The following is a 17,602-nucleotide window of genomic DNA, read 5'->3' as shown; positions in this document are numbered from 1 at the left end:
CTCTCAGGTCGCGGGGTCGGTGAGGTGTTTTTCCATCACGATCTTCGTGGGCGCGTACGCCAGGGATGCGTAGAGGGCCCGGGCCGTGGCATTGCGCGCGAAGACGTTCAGGGTGAGCTTGGCCGCACCGTGCCTGGCGGCTTCGGTCTCGGCCAGCTGCATCGCCAGGCGGCCGTGTCCACGGCCCCGAAACTGCTCGAAGACTACGACGTCCAGGATCCACCAGTTGGTGGGGTCATCCGCCGGCCCTGCAGAAAGCCAGATCACGCCAACCTGCTCGCCCGCCACCGTGATGGCGTAGACGTGCTGACCGGCGGCGGGCACTCCACCCGGGAATTCGCGCCGGGAGGATTCGTTGGCCTTGTTCTCGGCCGCAGCCCGGCTGAGCCCGCCTGCCTCCAGGTCGTTGACGTAGTCGGCGGTGCTCGAGAGTAGCCAGCCCGCGAGTTGCTCCTTACCGAGGAGCGCGAGTTCGCCCGTCGTGTGCACGCTCACGGGCGCAGGGCCGTGGTGCTGCGGTCTCGGGTGGTGAGGTCGCGGTGGGTAGCGGTGGCCCGCCAGCCGTCGGCGTCGAGGAGGGCACGGATCTCGGCGCCCTGCAGTTCGCCGTGCTCGATCACGAGCACTCCCCCGGCGCGCAGCAGGCGCAGGCCCGTCTGGGACACCAGGCGCACGATGTCGAGGCCGTCCGGCCCGCCGAAGAGGGCGTGGGCCGGGTCGAACAGCCGCACCTCGGGGTCGCGGGGGATGGCGTCGACCGGGATGTAGGGCGGGTTGGACACCACCACGGAGACGGTGCCGTTCAACTCGGTGAAGGCGCCCGCGAGGTCGGCGAAGACCAGGGTGGCGTTCTCGGCGGCCACCTCGGTGAAGTTGCGGCTGGTCCACGGAAACGCGTCGGCCGAGTTCTCGCAGGCATAGACGCGGGCGTGCGGCACCTCGGTGGCCAGGGCCAGGGCGATGGCGCCGCTGCCGGTGCCCAGGTCCACCCCGATCGGCTCGGGGTCGGCCATCGAACGCAGGGCGTCGATGGCCAGCTGGGCGACCCCCTCTGTTTCGGGGCGCGGCACGAAGACCCCCGGTCCCACGTTGAGTTCGAGACCGCGGAACGGCGCCCGACCGGTGATGTGCTGCAGGGGTTCGCGCTTCTCACGCCGCTGAACGAGGGCGACGATGGCTGCCGCATCGGTGTCGCTGAGGACGGTGCCCATAATGGCGCCGGCCTGAACCTGCCCGCGGCTCTGACCGAGGACGTGACCGATCAATAGGTCGGCGTCAATCTCGGCGCCTTCGATTCCCGCTCCGGTCAGGGCCGAGGTGGCGAAGGCCCGCATCCGCTCGATCGTCGTTGGAATATCGGACAGGGAGCCGGAGTTGCTAGGGGAAGGCGTCACAAACTGGAATCTTACGCAACTCCGGGGCACCCACTGGGTATCGTCGGGGCTCTAGGCTGAACGAGGCGCGCCAGAGCACGGCTTTCGTTACGGCACCACCCACCTGCGGAGCATCCGCACCAGTCGGCTCCAGGAGAGCCCCAGGAAAGGTCTACCGATGTCCGCACGGATTTACTCAGACATTACCGAAACTGTCGGCGGCACCCCGCTGGTGAAGCTCAACCGCCTGCCCGGCACCTCCACTGCGACGGTGCTCGCGAAGCTCGAGTTCTACAACCCGTCCAGCAGCGTCAAGGACCGCATCGGCATCGCCATCGTCGACGCCGCCGAAGCCTCCGGTGAGCTCAAGCCCGGCGGCACCATCGTGGAGGGCACCAGCGGCAACACCGGCATCGCCCTGGCCATGGTCGGCGCCGCCCGCGGCTATTCGGTCATCCTGGCGATGCCGGAGACCATGAGCAAGGAGCGCAAGATCCTGCTGCGCGCCTACGGCGCCGAGCTTGTGCTCACGCCCGGCTCAGAGGGCATGCGCGGCGCGGTGGAGAAGGCCAAGGAAATCGTCGCGGCCACCCCCGGCGCCATTTGGGCCCGTCAGTTCGACAACCCGGCGAACCCGGCCATCCACAAGGCCACCACCGGGGTGGAGATCTGGGACGACACCGACGGCGCCGTGGACCTGCTCGTGGCGGGAATCGGAACCGGCGGCACCATTACCGGCGCCGGCCAGCTGCTCAAGGAGCGGAAGCCGTCCGTCCGCGTGATCGGTGTAGAGCCCAAGGACTCCCCTATCCTCACCGGCGGCGCCCCCGGCCCGCACAAGATCCAGGGCATCGGCGCCAACTTCGTGCCGAGCGTCCTCGACACCCACGTCTACGACGAGGTCACCGATGTGACCCTCGCCGACTCCGTCGCCACGGCCCGCGCCCTGGCCACCGAAGAGGGCATCCTCGCCGGAATCTCGGGAGGCGCCGCAGTGTGGGCCGCTCTGGAGCAGGCCAAGCTGCCCGAGAACGCCGGCAAGACCATCGTCGTGATCGTGCCCGGTTTCGGCGAGCGGTACATCAGCACAGTCCTGTACGAAGACCTCGTCGACTAGGCACCATCCGCTGCTCGATCGACTACAGACAGGTGCCCGGCATGGGAGTGTTCGCACGCGTTCGCGAGGATATCGCGATGGCGCAGAGGCACGACCCTGCCGCGCACAGCAAGGCGGAGGTCGTGCTCGCGTACAGCGGCGTGCACGCCGTGTGGGCCTACCGGATCACACATCGGCTGTGGCTGGCAGGCCTGCGCCTGCCGGCCCGGCTGTTGTCGCAGTTCACCAGGTTCCTCACCGGCGTGGAGATCCACCCCGGGGCGACCATCGGCCGGCGACTGTTCATCGACCACGGCATGGGCGTCGTGATCGGTGAGACCGCCGTGGTCGGGGACGACGTGATGCTGTACCACGGGGTCACCCTGGGCGGGAAGAGCCGGCACGGGGTTGTTGTCGGCGCCCGGCGGCATCCCCATCTGCACGACGGGGTCACCGTGGGCGCAGGCGCCAAGATCCTCGGCCCCATCACGCTGGGCGAATGGAGCACCGTGGGTGCCAACGCCGTCGTCACCAAGGACGCCCCGGCCCGGTCGATCCTGCTCGGAATCCCCGCGCGCGCGCAGCACGGCTCCGCCGAGGAAATCAAGGCAGCGCGGGGCCTGCTCAAATCCGGCAACTGAACCCGGCTCGCCGAGGTTTTCTGCGAACACGGGCGTCACCGCGGACGTTCACCCGCAGATTCTTCGACCTCGGCAATCCGGTGTAACACCGGCCTGAATTCGTTTGGTTGTTGGCAGAATAGTTGTCATGACAACCTCAGCCGCCGCACCGACGCTCCCGATCCTTGACTTGTCCCGCCTCGACGCCGGAGCGGAGGAAGCCGAGGCCTTCCGCGCCCAGTTGCGCGAAGTCACCCACGAGTACGGGTTTTTCTACCTCACCGGGCATGGTGTGCCGGCCGATCTCATCGAGCGGGTGATGACCACCTCACGGGCTTTCTTCAACCTGCCCGAGGACGACAAGATGGCCATTGAGAACCTGCAGAGCCCCCACTTCCGCGGCTACACCCGGGTGGGCGGCGAACTCACCCAGGGCAAGGTGGACTGGCGCGAGCAGATCGACATCGGACCGGAGCGCCCCGCCCTGGAGCTCACCCCGGACAGCGCCGACTATCTCCGCCTGGAGGGCCCCAACCAGTGGCCGGTGAACCTGCCCGCGCTGGAAGAGGTCATGACCTCCTGGCGTGAGGAGCTCAACGCCGTGGCGCTGCGCCTGATGCAGGCCTGGGCCCTCTCCCTCGGAGCCGACGAGCACGTCTTCGACGAGGCGTTCGCGGTGAAGCCGTCCACGCTGATCAAGATCGTGCGTTACCCCGGCAAGTCAGACCCCACCCCGCGGCAGGGCGTAGGCGCCCACAAGGACTCCGGCGTGCTGACGCTGCTGTTCGTCGAGCCGGGCAAGGGCGGGCTGCAGGTGGAGAAAGACGGCGAGTGGATCGACGCTCCCCCGCTCGACGGCGCCTTCGTGGTGAACATCGGCGAGCTGCTCGAGGTCGCAACCGACGGTTACCTCAAGGCGACGGTGCACAGGGTGATCTCGCCGCTGATCGGCGACGACCGCATCTCGATCCCGTTCTTCTACAGCCCGGCGCTGGATGCCACCATCCCGGTGCTCACCCTGCCGGAGGAACTGCACGCCCCCGGCATCACCGTGGACCCGGAGAACCCGATCTTCACCACCTACGGCGAGAACTCGTTGAAGAGCCGGATGCGCGCGCACCCGGACGTCGCGGCCATCCACCACGCCGACCTGCTCAAGTAGGCAGCGGTCAGCGCAGGTCCTTCGCGAACCAGTGCTCGGCGTAGGGTTCGGTGTTGAACGGAGCGACCTCCGCGTAGCCGGCTCTGGCATACAGGCGCCGGGCCTCGATGAGGTCTGTGCGCACCGTGAGCCGAAGTTGGGTGAGGCCGGCATCCACCGCCAGCTCGCTCAGATGATCGAGGAGCGCGGCCCCGGTGCCGGTCCCCCGCGCCTGTGCGGCCACGTAGACGCGAGTCAGCTCGCCGATGCCGGCGCCGACGAACCGCACACCGCCGCACGCGACCGGGACGCGGTCCAGCATCCCGAGCACGAGCAGACCGGTGCCGCCCTGCAGGTCGTGGCTCGGCTCATCCGCCATCGCGGACTCGACCTCAGCGGGCAGCGCGAGCCGCCCCCAATATCGGCCGACGATGTCCTCATAGTAGGCCCACAACATGGCGGCGGCAGCGGCTGAACCCGGGTCGGTAGTGACAAAGGTCGGCCCAGGCATGATTGAGATCCTAGCGCTCCCCGACCGCACCGCTTTCTTAGGGCGGCGGGCCACCATAAAAAAGGGCGCCCCGGCCGAAGCAGGGGCGCCCTTTCTGGTGCAGCAGGTGTTAGTCGTGATCGCCGATCTCGGCGAGGCGCGTGGCCTCGTCGGCGGTGATGCACGAGTCGATAACGGCATCCAGGGCGCCGTTCATCACGGTGTCCAGGTTGTATGCCTTGTACCCGGTGCGGTGATCCGCGATGCGGTTCTCCGGGAAGTTGTACGTGCGGATGCGCTCTGACCGGTCCATGGTGCGGATCTGGCCCTTGCGCACCAGCGAGGCGGCCTCGTCGATCTCTTCCTGCTGCCGGGCGAGGACGCGGGCGCGGAGGACCCGCATACCCGCTTCCTTGTTCTGCAGCTGGCTCTTCTCGTTCTGCATGGCCACCACGATCCCGGTGGGAAGGTGGGTGATCCGTACGGCGGAGTCGGTGGTGTTCACCGATTGGCCGCCGGGGCCGCTGGAACGATAGACGTCGATCTTGAGGTCGTTGGGGTGCAGCTCGACCTCTTCGGGCTCATCGACCTCGGGGAAGACGAGAACGCCCGCCGCCGAGGTGTGGATGCGTCCCTGCGACTCGGTGGCCGGCACCCTCTGAACGCGGTGCACGCCACCCTCGTACTTCAGGTGCGCCCAGACACCCTCGGCGGGGTCAGCCGAATTGCCCTTGATGGCCAACTGGATGTCCTTGATTCCGCCGAGGTCGCTGGTGGTCTGCTCGATGATCTCGGTTTTCCAACGCTTGGACTCCGCGTAGTGCAGGTACATGCGTAGGAGATCGGCGGCGAACAGCGCGGATTCCGCACCGCCCTCCCCCATCTTGATCTCCATGATCACGTCGCGGGCGTCCAGCGGGTCACGCGGGATCAGCAGGCGACGCAGCTTCTCGGCTGCCTCCTCCAGCTGGTCGGTGAGACCGGGGATCTCGTCGGCGAACGATTCATCCTCGTCGGCGAGTTCCCGAGCGGCCTCGAGATTGTCGCCAATCTCTTTCCACTCGTTCCACGCCGCGATGATACGGCTGAGCTCGGCGTAACGACGGTTGACCTTTTTGGAACGGGCCGGATTCGCGTGCAATTCCGGGTCCGCCAGCTGGGACTGCAGTTCGTCGTGCTCAGCCTGCAGAGTCAGGACAGAATCGAACATCAGTGATCCTTGTCTGACCCGTTCGGGGTCGGCATCGACTTCTGAACCTGCATCAGGAACTCGACGTTGGACGAGGTCTCCTTCAGCCGGCCCAGGATGACCTCGAGAGCCTGCTGCTGTTCGAGTCCGGCCAGCGCACGGCGCAGCTTCCAGGTGATCTTGACCTCATCGGCGCTCATCAGCATTTCTTCGCGGCGGGTGCCGGATGCGTTGACGTCGACGGCCGGGAAGATCCGCTTGTCGGCCAGGTGGCGCGACAGGCGCAGCTCCATGTTGCCGGTGCCCTTGAACTCCTCGAAGATGACCTCGTCCATCTTGGACCCGGTCTCCACCAGTGCGGAGGCGAGGATGGTGAGCGAGCCACCGTTCTCGATGTTGCGGGCAGCGCCGAAGAAACGCTTGGGCGGGTACAGCGCGGATGCGTCGACACCGCCGGAGAGGATCCGGCCGCTCGGCGGGGCCGTCAGGTTGTAGGCACGGCCCAGACGGGTGATCGAGTCGAGCAGCACGACAACGTCGTGACCCAGCTCGACGAGACGCTTGGCGCGCTCGATGGCCAGTTCGGCGACCGTGGTGTGGTCCTCGGCGGGACGGTCGAAGGTGGAGGCGATGACCTCACCCTTCACCGTGCGCTGCATGTCGGTGACCTCTTCGGGGCGCTCGTCGACCAGGACGACCATGAGGTGGACCTCGGGGTTGTTCGTGGCGATGGCGTTGGCGATCTGCTGCATGACGATGGTCTTGCCGGCCTTGGGCGGCGCGACGATCAGGCCGCGCTGGCCCTTACCGATCGGGGCGACGAGGTCGATGATGCGCTGGGTCAGCTTGCCCGGCTCGGTCTCGAGGCGCAGACGCTCCTGCGGGTAGAGCGGGGTGAGCTTCTGGAACTCGACGCGGCTGGCGGCTTCCTCGACGGTCAGGCCGTTGATGGAGTCGACCTTGACGATCGCGTTGTACTTCTGGCGACCGTTCTGGTCACCCTCGTGCGGCTGACGGATCGAGCCGACGACGGCGTCGCCCTTGCGCAGGTTGTACTTCTTGACCTGGCCGAGCGAGACGTAGACGTCGCTGGCACCCGGCAGGTAGCCGGAGGTGCGCACGAAGGCGTAGTTGTCGAGCACGTCGAGGATGCCGGCGACCGGGATGAGCACGTCATCGTCGGTCAGCTCGGGCTCGAAGTCGTCGTTGGCGGTGGCGCCGCGACGCTTGCGGTCACGGAAACGGCTGCGGTTGTTGCGACCGTTCAGCTCGTCCTCCGGGCCGGAGTTGCGGTCCAGGCCCTGGTTGCGGTCCTGGCCCTGGCGTTCCTGCTGGGCGCGATCGCTCTGCTGGCGGTCGCCCTGGCGGTCCTGCTGCTGGCGATCCTGCTGCTGGCGGTCCTGGCCGCGGTTGCCGGCCTGGCGCTGGTTCTGCTGGCGGTCGTCGCCACGCTCGGCACCACGGTCATCCGACGTCTGCGGGGCACGGTCACCCTGGGCACGGTCAGCCTGGCCACGGTCGCCCTGGTTGCGGTCGCCCTGCTGGTTGCGGTCGCCGCCGCGGCTGCGGTTGCGGCTGCGTCCCTGGCGGGGCTGCTCGGCCTGCTCGTCGGACTGCTCGGTGGAGCTGCTGTCGGACTGCTCGGCCGGTTCGACCTGCTCGGCCGGTTCAACCTGCTCGGTCGGTTCGGCCTGCTCGGTCTGCTCGGCGCGTGCACCGCGCTGGTTGCGCTGGCGTCCGCCACGCTCGGAGCGTTCGGCGCGCACGACGCCCTCCGGACGCTGGATGCGCGACTCGGTGCTCTCGGCGGAGTCGGCCGAGTCGGTCGCAGCCGGTGCGGCTTCGAGTTCTTCAGGAGCCTCGTAGCCGTCTTCGGCGTTCTGGGCGTCGATCATGCTGCGCGCATCGAAGGCGTTGCGGGCAGTGGCGGCGCTGTTGTTGTTGTTGCGGTTGTTGCCGCCGTTGCGTCCGCCGTTGCGCGATTCGTTGCGGTTTTCGTTCCGCGATTCGTTGCGGTTCTCGTTGCGACCGTTGCCGCGACGGTTGCGGCCGGAACCGGCCTGCGTCTCGGTGGCGGGCTCTGCGGCTTGGGCGGCGACGACTGCGGTGGTCTCTACGACCGGAGCAGCGGCCTCGGCGGCGTTCGCGGTTGCGACGGCCTCGGCGATGGCGGCCTCGGTGATGGTGGCGGTGCTGGCGCGCTTGCGGGCCTGGCGGACCGGCTTCTCCACGACGGGTGCGTCGGCGACGATGTTGTCGGTGGCACCGGCATAGGTGGTGGGGGCCGTGGTCTTGCGGGTCTTCGCGGTCTCCGGGACGATCAGGCCGAGGCCCAGATCTCCGTCGGCGTTGACGTGGGCGACGGCGGGAGCCGACGTGGCGGTGCTCACCCGGCGGGAGACCCGCTTCTTGGGCGCGGTCTCGGCGGGGGCGTCGGTGACGACAGCAGCGGCCTCTACCGGGGCAGCCTGCACGGGTACGTCAGTGACGGCGGTGTCGATGACGGCGGCGTCGGTAGCTGCAGCCGACTCGGTCGTGTGGGACTGGTTCGCGGTGATTGCGTCCACGAGCTCTCCTTTACGAAGTTTGGATGCGCCCTGGATACCCAGTTCGCCCGCCAGAGCCTGAAGCTCGGCGACGCGAAGGGTGGTCAGGCGTGAGATGTCCACGCCGTTGGCGTGGAGGTTGACGTTGGTCACGAAGTTTTATCCTTCCCCCTGGCTCTTACGAATTGGCCAGAGAAGATGTTGCAGCGCCGGTGGGCTGCGGGTGATCCAGTCCCACACAGTGGCGGACTGGAGTGAACACACACAGCCACGCACAAAAACGCGATAGCAGTGAGTTACAGGGAATACACCAGAGAACAGATCCGCGGTGGCGGTTTCTATCGGGTGCGCAACCACTCTAGCAGGTTCGGTCGGCAGCGCGCGTGCGTCGACACGCGAGAAGAGCCCCTTCCCGTCAGGCGGGAAAGGGCTCTGGTCTCGGCCGAAGCTAGGCGTCGGTGCGGATGACCGTGGCACCCTTGAAGTCGACGGCCAGCATCAACGTCTCCCAGGGCGTCTCGCTCGTCCGGGCCACCAGGTCGGCGGCCACCAGGCGCTGGCCGGGGTCGCTGGCCAGGACCAGGATCGACGGGCCGGCGCCGGAGACGACGGCCGCGAAACCGTGCTCGCGCAACAGGGTGATCAGACGGTTGGTCTCCGGCATCGCCGCGGCCCGGTAGCTCTGGTGCAGCTTGTCCTCGGTTGCGGCGAGCAGCAGCTCCGGGCTCTGAATGAGCGCGGCGATGAGCAGCGCCGAGCGCGACAGGTTGAAGACGGCGTCCTCGTGCGGCACCGACTCCGGCTGCAGGCTGCGGGCCAGAGCGGTGGACATGGCGTGCACGGGCACGAAGACCATCGGCGAGACGCCGCGGTGCACCATCAGTTTCTTGTGCTTGGGGCCCTCCGGCGTCATCCAGGCGATGGTCAGGCCGCCGAACAGGGCGGGCGCCACGTTGTCCGGGTGCCCCTCCATCTCGGTGGCCAGCACGAGCAGCGCGTCGGAGTCGATCTCCACGATGCCCTCGAGCAGGCCTTTGGCGGCCATGATGCCCGAAACGATGGCGGCACCGGATGACCCCATGCCACGCCCGTGCGGGATCACGTTCTCGGCGACCAACTTGAGCCCCGGCAACGGGATCCCGTAGGCGGCGAAGGTGTGCGCGATGGCGCGCACCACGAGGTTGGTCTCGTCGGTGGGCACCTCCCCGGCGCCGACGCCGTGCACCTCGACGAACACGCCGGACTCGTCGGTCACCTCGACCTGCAGGTGGTCGTAGTGCGCCAGGGCCAGGCCGAGGGTGTCGAAGCCTGGGCCGAGGTTCGCGGTGGTGGCCGGAACCTTCACGACGACCGAACGGCCCGCCAGCGCATTGCGTCCCACGACGGGGAGCGCCGTGGTCATTTCTGGCCCAGACCCAGCAGCTCGGCGATGGCGACGGTGTCGACGGGAACGATCGTGGGCTTCACGTCGCTGCCGTCCGCGGTGCGAAGTGCCCACTGCGGGTCCTTCAGGCCGTGGCCGGTGACGGTGAGCACCACGGTGGCGCCCTGGGGGATCTGGCCGGCGTCGGCACGTTCGAGCAGACCGGCGACGCTGATCGCGGAGGCCGGCTCCACGAAGATGCCCACCTCGGCGGAGAGGATGCGGTACGCCTCAAGGATCTTCTCGTCGCTGATCGCGCCGAAGTAGCCGTCGCTGACCTCGCGGGCGTTCAGGGCGAGGTCCCACGACGCCGGGTTGCCGATGCGGATGGCGCTGGCGATGGTCTCCGGGTGCTCCACGCGGTGACCCAGCACGATCGGGGCGCTGCCCGCAGCCTGGAACCCGAACATCCGGGGCAGTTTGGTGGTGGCGCCGCGAGCGAGTTCTTCGCTGTAGCCGCGGAAGTAGGCGGTGTAGTTGCCGGCGTTGCCGACCGGGACGATGTGGATGTCCGGGGCGTCTTCGAGTACCTCGACGACCTCGAACGCGGCGGTCTTCTGGCCCTCGATGCGGTCGGGGTTGACCGAGTTGACCAGGTGCACGGGGTAGTTCTTGGCGAGGTCGCGGGCGATGTCGAGGCAGTCGTCGAAGTTGCCCTGCACCTGCAGCAGCTGTGCGTTGTGTGCGATGGCCTGGCTGAGCTTGCCCATGGCGATCTTGCCCTCCGGCACCAGCACGACGGCCTTGATGCCGGCGTGGGTGGCGTAGGCGGCGGCCGACGCTGAGGTGTTGCCGGTGGAGGCGCAGATGACGGCCTTGGCACCGTCTTCGACGGCCTTGGAGATGGCCATCGTCATGCCACGGTCCTTGAACGACCCTGTGGGGTTCATGCCCTCGTACTTGACCCAGACCTTGGCGCCGGTGCGCGCGGAGAGCGCGGCGGCGGGGATCAGCGGGGTGCCGCCTTCGCCGAGCGTGATGATCGGGGTGGCGTCGCTGACGTTCAACCTGTCGGCATACTCGCGCAGCACACCGCGCCACTGACGGGACGGGGTCTTGACCATTTGGTGCTGACCGGTCTCTCGTTCGCTGGACATCAGACTCCTTCAACTCTCAAAACGGATGCGACATTGGTGACGACACTGTTCGCGGCAAGGTCGTTCACGGTCGCGGCAAGCGCAGCCTCCGTGGCCTCGTGCGTTCCAATGACTAGGGTAGCTGTGCCCGACACGGGCTCGTGACTGGCGGTTCCGGGCTGCTCGAGCGTCATCGACTGTTCGACTTGCGCGAGCGAGACGTGGTTTTTGCTGAACACTCCGGCGATCGTGGCGAGCACGCCGGGCTCATCCGTCACCTCGAGGGTGACGGCGTATCGGGTGGTGACCTTGCCGATGTCGAGCACCGGCAGGTCGGCGTGGCTGGAGGCCGCGTAGCCAGGGCCGCCCATCACGTGGCGGCGGGCGACGGAGACGAGGTCGCCGAGCACGGCGGATGCGGTCTGCACTCCCCCGGCCCCGGCGCCGTAGAACATCAGCGGGCCGGCGGCCTCGGCCTCGACGAAGACGGCGTTGTTCGCGCCGTGCACCGAAGCGAGCGGGTGGCCGCGGTGCACCATGGCCGGGTAGACGCGGGCAGAGACACCCTGTTCGCCGGTCTCCGGGTCGGTGAGGCGTTCGCAGATCGCGAGCAGCTTCACGACGTAGCCGGCCTTCCGTGCCGACTCCATCTGCTGCGGGGTGACCTGGGTGATGCCCTCCCGGTAGACCTTCTCGAGGGGCACGTTGGTGTGGAACGCCAGGCTGGCCAGTAGGGCTGCCTTCTGCGCGGCGTCGTAACCTTCGATGTCGGCGGTGGGGTCGGCTTCGGCGTAGCCGAGTTCGGTCGCGGTGGCCAGGGCTTCTTCGAGGCTGTCGCCGGCCACATCCATCCGGTCGAGGATGAAGTTAGTGGTGCCGTTCACGATGCCGAGAATCCGGTTGACGGTGTCACCGGCGAGGCTGTCTCGCAGCGGCCGCACGATAGGGATGGCGCCGGCGACGGCGGCTTCATAGTTGAGCTGGGCGCCCACCTGGTCGGCGGCTTCGAACAGTTCGGCGCCGTGCTGGGCGAGCAACGCCTTATTGGCGGTGACGACGTCGGCGCCGGAGTTGATCGCCGTGAGGATGTAGCTGCGGGCGGGCTCGATGCCGCCCATCAGCTCGATGACGATGTCGGCGCCGAGGATCAGCGAGTCCGCGTCGGTGGTGAACAGCTCACGGGGCAGGTCGACGGTGCGTGGGGCGTCGAGATCGCGCACCAGGATGCCGACGAGTTCGAGGCTCGCGCCCACCCGGTTGGCGAGCTCGTCGCGGTGCTCGAGCAGCAGGCGGGCCACCTGGGCACCGACCGAACCACCGCCGAGCAGGGCGACACGCAGATTGCGGTATTCGATCATCGGGTAGTTTCCTTCATTTGATTGGTCGAGCTTGTCGCCCCAGTTCCGTTGGTCGAGCTTGTCGTGACCTTGTGAGTCGACCTCGCTAGACCTGCGTCCCGCGCCAGTAAGTCGTCAATCGTCTCCCCGCGCACGATGACCCTGGCCTTTCCGTCTACGACGGCCACAACGGCCGGCCGTCCCAGATAGTTGTAGTTGCTCGCCAACGACCAGCAGTACGCTCCGGTCGCGGGCACCATCACCAAATCTCCCGGCGCCACATCCCCGGGCAGGTAGTCGGCGTCCACGACGATGTCGCCGCTTTCGCAGTGCTTGCCGGCGATGCGTACCAGCGCGGGCTCGGCATCCGACACCCGGTCGGCGAGCCGCACCGAGAACTCGGCGCCGTAGAGCGCGGGGCGGGCGTTGTCGCTCATGCCGCCGTCGATGCTCACGTAGAGCCGGGTGTTCTCGCCGATGCGCACGGGCTTGGTGGTACCCACCTCGTAGAGGGTGACGCCGGCCGGTCCGATGACGACCCGGCCCGGTTCGATGGCGATCACCGGCACCGCGATGCCGCGGCGCGCGCATTCGGCGGCGACGATGTCGGCCAGGCCGGCGGCCAAGTCGGCGATCGGGCTGGGATCGTCGGTGCTCGTGTAGGCGATGCCGAAGCCGCCGCCGAGGTTGAGCTCGGGTACCGGGCCGTCGGTCAGCAGCTCGGCGTGCAGGCTGAGCAGGCGCGACGCCGACTCGGCGAAGCCTTCGACGCCGAAGATCTGTGAGCCGATGTGGCAGTGCAGGCCGAGGAAGTTCAGGCTCGGTTCGGCGCGGATCGCCGCGACCAGGGCCGGGGCGTCCTCGAAGACCACACCGAACTTCTGGTCTTCGTGCGAGGTGGCCAGGAATTCGTGGGTGTGCGCGTGCACGCCGCTGTTCACGCGGAGGCGCACGTTCTGCACGACCCCGTGCCGGGCGGCCGCCGCGGCGACCCTGTTTATCTCGACCGGGCTGTCGATGATGATCGTGCCCACACCCAGGCGGGTGGCGTCGTCGATCTCGGCGCGCGACTTGTTGTTGCCGTGAAAGCCGATCCGGCCGGGTTCAACACCGGCGGCCAGGGCAACGGCGAGTTCGCCGCCGCTGCAGACGTCGATGTTCAGGCCGGCGTCCACCATCCAGCGGGCGACCTCGGTGGAGAGAAACGCCTTGGCGGCGTAGTACACCTTGACGGTGGTGCCGATGCGGGCGAACTCGGTGTCGAACGCTGCGCGCAGCTCCGCGGCGCGGGTGCGGGCATCCGTCTCGTCGATCACGTACAGCGGGGTGCCGAATTGGGCCGCCAGCTCGGGGGCGCTGACGCCGCCGATCGTGATCGCACCGGCGTCGGAGCGGTGCGCGGAGGAGGGCCAGAGGCCGTCGGCGAGCGTGTTGGCATCAGCTGGAGAGCTGAGCCACTCGGGGGCGAGTGGATTATGGGCCACGGGTGAAAACCTCACAGGAGTCAAGTGGGTGTCTCACGAAGTGGCGAGCGAACCCGGATTGGTCCCTGAAGCCAGCGAAGAGACGCGCCGAAAGAGGCGCGGGAATCTACCGGAATTCTAGCGACTGCGAGTTGCGCGCGCCGAATCAAGCGGTGGAACAGCTGCCCAGGGTGGTGAGCGACTGTTCGGTGAGCGTCAATGTGCTCGACTCCAGCGTAATGCGTGCGCGCTCCGCTGTGGTCTGCACATCGCTGAGTGTGACGCCCTGCGGCAGGTAACCGGCCAGGCACACGCTGATCGGCTCGTTGCCGAGCACCAGGTCCAGCAGTCCGCTCACGTCCAGGCCACCGGCACCGGAGGTCACCCGCGCGTCGGTCGGGGTGAGCACGAGTGAGTCGTCGGTGACGCTGGGGGTCGCGGTGGCCTGGTAGCCGACGGCCAGGCCGAACACGCTCAGCTCGCCGGTGTAGGTGACCTGGTCGGTGCCGAGCTCGAGTTCCGCGTTGCGCGCGGCAGGGGCGGCATCCGCCTCGGCCAGTGCGGACTGCAGCAACGTGTTGAGGGCGGCCTGGTCGAGGTCGATGGTGCCGTTGACATGGTCGATGGGCTGGGTCGTGTCGGTGGGCACGCCGGTGGCGACGATCGATACGGATGCCGGCACGCCGTTGACGGAAAGGGTCGGCGCGGTGAGCACCACACGTTCGAAACTGCCGGTGAGGTACTGCGCGATCACCGAGGTGCCACCGATCGCCGCCTCGACGTCGCCGGTGACACCGGCGGGCAGGCCGGCATCGATCTCGTTGGCGATGCGGTCTTGCGCGTAGCCGCGGAGGCCCGCGTCGGCGGCGAAGTAGATGCCCACCAGCGCGAGCACCACCACCAGCGTCACCAGCAGCCGGCGAGCGGGCCGGCGGCGTTTGGGCAGTGTCGAGCTCGTCACGAAGGAGCGCTCCGGCCTACATGCGCTCCGGCGCGGAGACGCCGAGCAGACCCAGGCCGTTGCGGATGACCTGGCCGGTGGCGTCGTTCAGCCACAGCCGGGTGCGGTGCAGGTCGGTGACCGGCTCGTCGCCGAGCGGGATGACCCGGCAGTTGTCGTACCAGCGGTGGTAGTAGCCGGCGACCTCTTCGATGTAGCGGGCCACGCGGTGGGGCTCGCGTAGTTCGGCCGCCTGGGCCACCACGCGCGGGTACTCCTGCAGCACACCGAGAAGCGCGGACTCGCTGTCGTGGGTGAGCAGTTCGGGGGCGAACGCACTGCGGTCCACGCCGGAGTCGGCGGCATTGCGGCCGACGGAGCAGGTGCGGGCGTGCGCGTACTGCACGTAGAAGACCGGGTTCTCGTTGGTGCGCTTGCCGAGCAGGTCCAGGTCGATGTCCAGCTGGGAGTCGCTCGAGGAACGCACCAGCGAGTAACGGCCGGCGTCCACGCCAACCGCGTCGACGAGGTCGTCGAGGGTGACGATGGTGCCGTTGCGCTTGGACATCCGCACGGGCTCGCCGCCCTTGAGCAGGTTGACCATCTGGCCGATGAGGATCTGCAGGTTCACGCCGGGCACGTCACCGAACGCCTCGACCATGGCCATCATGCGGCCGATGTAGCCGTGGTGGTCGGCGCCGAGCATGATCAGGTTCTGGTCGAAGCCGCGCTCGCGCTTGTCGAGGTAATAGCCCAGGTCGCCGGAGATGTACGCCGGTTCGCCGTTCGAGCGGATGATGACTCGGTCGCGGTCGTCGCCGAAGGTGGTGGTGCGCAGCCAGATGGCGCCATCTTCCTCGAAGATGTGGCCGAGTTCGCGCAGGCGCTCGATGGCGCGGTTGACGGCGCCGGATTCGTGCAGGGAGTCTTCGTGGAAGAACACGTCGAAGTCCACGCCGAAGCCGTGCAGCTTCTCCTTGATCTCGGTGAACATGAGGTCCACGCCGATGGAGCGGAAGATTTCCTGCTGTTCGTCGCGGGGCAGGACGGCGATGTCACCCTCGTAGATCTCGACGACCTTGTCGGCGATGTCACCGATATACGCTCCGCCGTAGCCGTCTTCGGGGGTGGGCTCACCCAGGTAGGCGGCCAGCACGCTGCGGGCGAACCTGTCGATCTGCGAGCCGTGGTCGTTGAAGTAATACTCGCGCGTCACATCCGCGCCCTCGGCGATCAGCACGCGGGCGAGGCTGTCGCCGACGGCTGCCCAGCGCACGCCACCCATGTGGATGGGGCCGGTGGGGTTGGCCGAGACGAACTCGAGGTTGATCTTGATGCCGTCGTACAGGTGGCCGGTGCCGTAGACCGGGCCGGCGTTGACGATGGTCTGCGCGAGTGCGCCGGCGGCGGATGCCTCGAGGCGGATGTTGATGAAGCCGGGGCCGGCGATCTCCACGGAGGCGACCTCTGGCATGGCTTCGAGGCCGGCGGCGAGTTCGGCGGCCACGGCGCGCGGGTTGGTGCCCAGCGGCTTGGCGATCTTCATCGAGACGCTCGAGGCCCAGTCACCGTGGTCGCGGTTGCGCGGGCGCTCCAGCGACATGTCGGCTGCGACCAGACCGAGATCTGCGATCTCCGCCCCTTCGCCTCGTCGGCGCTCGACCAGGGAGTTGACGAGGTCGAGCAGGGACTGGGAGAGTTCGGCAGGGGTCACGGCGAACAAGCTTACCCGCCGTCCCGGTTGGTAAGGTCAACGAGTGACCCACTCCAGCTCGTCCTCCTTCGCCACCGGCCGCCGACTGCGCGCCGCACTCGCCCTCACCGGCGCTTCGCTCGCTCTGATCGCCCTGGCCGGATGCGCACCGGCAGGCGACACGGAGCCCACCGCGTCAGCCACGGCAAAGCCGACCAGCACTGCCACGTCGGAGCCCACCGCCACGGCGGAACCCACGGTGTCGGCCACGGCGTCGGCCACCCCTGCGCCGGCAGCCGAAGGCACCGCCGTGGACAAGAGCTGCGACCAGGTCCTCACGGCGGACGACGTCTACGAGATCAACCCCAATGTGAGTGTCGACCCGGGATATTCAGCGTCGAGTGACACTGCCGTGACCGCGACCACTTATAACGGAATCGCCTGCGGCTGGATCAACAATTCCAGCGGCGAGGTCATCGAGGTGTCAGTGGCGATGCCGAACGAGGCGCTCGCCAACACCTTGAAGGATGCGGCCCTGGCCGGCGGCGAAGTCGTGCCGACCTACGGCAGCGCTCCCGACGTAGAGGGCTACTTCAGTGCCGATACCGGCACCGCTCAGGTCTTCACCGGTGGGTACTGGGTGGCGGTCTCCTCCCCCGCCATGATCGAGCCCGGCGATGCCGAGCGCGTCATGAGCACGGTTATCGGCAACCTGTAGGGCTCTTCGGGAGGATCGCTCCTCCTCCACAGGCCGGTTTTTCTGGACCTTTCCACAGCTTGGTTTCTGGGCCTGGGAGTGTCGGTGGTGNTTCCACAGCTTGGTTTCTGGGCCTGGGAGTGTCGGTGGTGGGTGCTTCACTGTGCCTATGGCCACCTCAGCTGCCACACCCGATCACACCCCCGATGACCCTGCGGACCCCGCGGTGGATCCTGTCGCGGCGGCGATCAGCGCGGTCATCGACCCGCTGATCTTGAACGAGAAAGTGATCGCGGCCGGCTACGCCGAGCGCAGTCGACTGCTGACCGAGCTGGACCGGCTGGGCCATGAACCGCGCATCCTCGCGGGTCTGTGTGGTGACCCTGTCGAGTCCGGTCGGAACGACCCCGACACCGGCGCGCACGGCCCGGCCTGGGACGACGAGGAGCTCGCCCGCCGCAGCATGGCCGCCGAGGCCGCCGGGGCGCTACGGCTGACGGCCACCACGGCGGGCATGA

General features: G+C 68.0%; 16 protein-coding genes. 5 read left to right on the top strand and 11 right to left on the bottom strand.

All coding sequences use genetic code 11. The features are described from left to right. Positions 1-3: 3 nt before the first annotated feature. Both E3T22_RS15525 and prmC read right to left on the bottom strand, forming a co-directional pair. Positions 4-495, bottom strand: coding sequence for an N-acetyltransferase (locus E3T22_RS15525; protein WP_166788831.1), 492 nt, complete (start codon positions 493-495; stop codon positions 4-6). Then, entirely contained in the window at positions 492-1,334 is an 843-nt protein-coding gene (gene prmC / locus E3T22_RS15520) for a peptide chain release factor N(5)-glutamine methyltransferase (RefSeq protein WP_134480621.1), read from the bottom strand. The genes E3T22_RS15525 and prmC overlap by 4 nt, the downstream gene beginning before the upstream one ends. A 217-nt stretch (positions 1,335-1,551) precedes the next feature. On the opposite strand from prmC, the gene cysK reads away from it, so the two are divergent. The 3 genes from cysK (at position 1,552) to E3T22_RS15505 (ending at position 4,251) form a co-directional block, all read left to right on the top strand. Beyond that, on the top strand, positions 1,552-2,490 hold the full coding sequence (cysK, locus tag E3T22_RS15515; RefSeq protein ID WP_088455442.1) for a cysteine synthase A: 939 nt from the start codon (positions 1,552-1,554) through the stop codon (positions 2,488-2,490). Positions 2,491-2,531: 41 nt separating this feature from the next. After that, complete coding sequence (epsC, locus tag E3T22_RS15510; RefSeq protein WP_088455441.1) at positions 2,532-3,110, top strand: serine O-acetyltransferase EpsC; 579 nt, start codon at positions 2,532-2,534, stop codon at positions 3,108-3,110. A 127-nt stretch (positions 3,111-3,237) separates the two neighbouring features. Further along, positions 3,238-4,251: an isopenicillin N synthase family oxygenase gene (locus tag E3T22_RS15505; protein WP_088455440.1), complete on the top strand. Its 1,014-nt coding sequence runs from the start codon at positions 3,238-3,240 to the stop codon at positions 4,249-4,251. A gap of 7 nt (positions 4,252-4,258) precedes the next feature. Here the strand turns inward: E3T22_RS15505 and E3T22_RS15500 are convergent, their stop codons facing one another. From E3T22_RS15500 to argS, 9 genes are all read right to left on the bottom strand, one after another. Next, positions 4,259-4,741: a GNAT family N-acetyltransferase gene (locus tag E3T22_RS15500; protein ID WP_103459637.1), complete on the bottom strand. Its 483-nt coding sequence runs from the start codon at positions 4,739-4,741 to the stop codon at positions 4,259-4,261. Positions 4,742-4,850: 109 nt separating this feature from the next. Beyond that, positions 4,851-5,930, bottom strand: a complete 1,080-nt coding sequence (gene prfA, locus E3T22_RS15495; protein WP_134480612.1) for a peptide chain release factor 1 — start codon at positions 5,928-5,930, stop codon at positions 4,851-4,853. Further along, a complete protein-coding gene (gene rho, locus E3T22_RS15490) occupies positions 5,930-8,578 on the bottom strand; it encodes a transcription termination factor Rho (protein WP_370291478.1) in 2,649 nt (882 codons plus the stop codon). The genes prfA and rho overlap by 1 nt, the downstream gene beginning before the upstream one ends. Positions 8,579-8,903: 325 nt before the next feature. Further along, entirely contained in the window at positions 8,904-9,857 is a 954-nt protein-coding gene (gene thrB, locus E3T22_RS15480) for a homoserine kinase (protein ID WP_088455437.1), read from the bottom strand. Next, positions 9,854-10,975, bottom strand: a complete 1,122-nt coding sequence (gene thrC / locus E3T22_RS15475) for a threonine synthase (protein ID WP_370028224.1) — start codon at positions 10,973-10,975, stop codon at positions 9,854-9,856. Before thrC ends, thrB begins: the two co-directional genes overlap by 4 nt. Continuing rightward, positions 10,975-12,312, bottom strand: coding sequence for a homoserine dehydrogenase (locus E3T22_RS15470; RefSeq protein WP_088455436.1), 1,338 nt, complete (start codon positions 12,310-12,312; stop codon positions 10,975-10,977). Before E3T22_RS15470 ends, thrC begins: the two co-directional genes overlap by 1 nt. Continuing rightward, positions 12,309-13,775 (bottom strand): diaminopimelate decarboxylase, encoded by a 1,467-nt coding sequence (gene lysA, locus E3T22_RS15465; RefSeq protein WP_134480611.1) that lies wholly within the window; start codon positions 13,773-13,775, stop codon positions 12,309-12,311. The genes E3T22_RS15470 and lysA overlap by 4 nt, the downstream gene beginning before the upstream one ends. 145 nt (positions 13,776-13,920) lie before the next feature. Then, positions 13,921-14,715 (bottom strand): DUF2993 domain-containing protein, encoded by a 795-nt coding sequence (locus E3T22_RS15460; RefSeq protein WP_134480610.1) that lies wholly within the window; start codon positions 14,713-14,715, stop codon positions 13,921-13,923. Positions 14,716-14,731: 16 nt separating this feature from the next. Next, positions 14,732-16,408, bottom strand: coding sequence for an arginine--tRNA ligase (gene argS / locus E3T22_RS15455; protein WP_103431210.1), 1,677 nt, complete (start codon positions 16,406-16,408; stop codon positions 14,732-14,734). A 43-nt stretch (positions 16,409-16,451) separates the two neighbouring features. On the opposite strand from argS, the gene E3T22_RS15450 reads away from it, so the two are divergent. Beyond that, the gene (locus E3T22_RS15450; RefSeq protein WP_134408550.1) at positions 16,452-17,105 is read left to right on the top strand and encodes an iron ABC transporter ATP-binding protein; all 654 of its coding nucleotides are present in this window, start codon (positions 16,452-16,454) and stop codon (positions 17,103-17,105) included. Between the two features lie 148 nt (positions 17,106-17,253). Then, a partial coding sequence (locus E3T22_RS15445; protein WP_134493540.1) for a hypothetical protein occupies positions 17,254-17,602 on the top strand: 349 nt, incomplete at its 3' end.

It is taken from the genome of Cryobacterium sp. TMB3-10, assembly GCF_004402305.1.
Taxonomy (GTDB): Bacteria; Actinomycetota; Actinomycetes; order Actinomycetales; family Microbacteriaceae; genus Cryobacterium; species Cryobacterium zongtaii.
The sequence above is the reverse complement of the archived record's forward strand: the minus strand, read 5'-3'. Positions and strand labels throughout refer to the sequence as shown.

Coding starts and splice junctions, on each gene's coding strand:
- cysK (WP_088455442.1), top strand. CDS start 1,552: ATGTCCGCACGGATTTACTCAGACATTACCGAAACTGTCGGCGGCACC.
- thrB (WP_088455437.1), bottom strand. CDS start 9,857: ATGACCACGGCGCTCCCCGTCGTGGGACGCAATGCGCTGGCGGGCCGT.
- E3T22_RS15505 (WP_088455440.1), top strand. CDS start 3,238: ATGACAACCTCAGCCGCCGCACCGACGCTCCCGATCCTTGACTTGTCC.
- prfA (WP_134480612.1), bottom strand. CDS start 5,930: ATGTTCGATTCTGTCCTGACTCTGCAGGCTGAGCACGACGAACTGCAG.
- E3T22_RS15500 (WP_103459637.1), bottom strand. CDS start 4,741: ATGCCTGGGCCGACCTTTGTCACTACCGACCCGGGTTCAGCCGCTGCC.
- prmC (WP_134480621.1), bottom strand. CDS start 1,334: ATGCGGGCCTTCGCCACCTCGGCCCTGACCGGAGCGGGAATCGAAGGC.
- E3T22_RS15470 (WP_088455436.1), bottom strand. CDS start 12,312: ATGATCGAATACCGCAATCTGCGTGTCGCCCTGCTCGGCGGTGGTTCG.
- thrC (WP_370028224.1), bottom strand. CDS start 10,975: ATGTCCAGCGAACGAGAGACCGGTCAGCACCAAATGGTCAAGACCCCG.
- epsC (WP_088455441.1), top strand. CDS start 2,532: ATGGGAGTGTTCGCACGCGTTCGCGAGGATATCGCGATGGCGCAGAGG.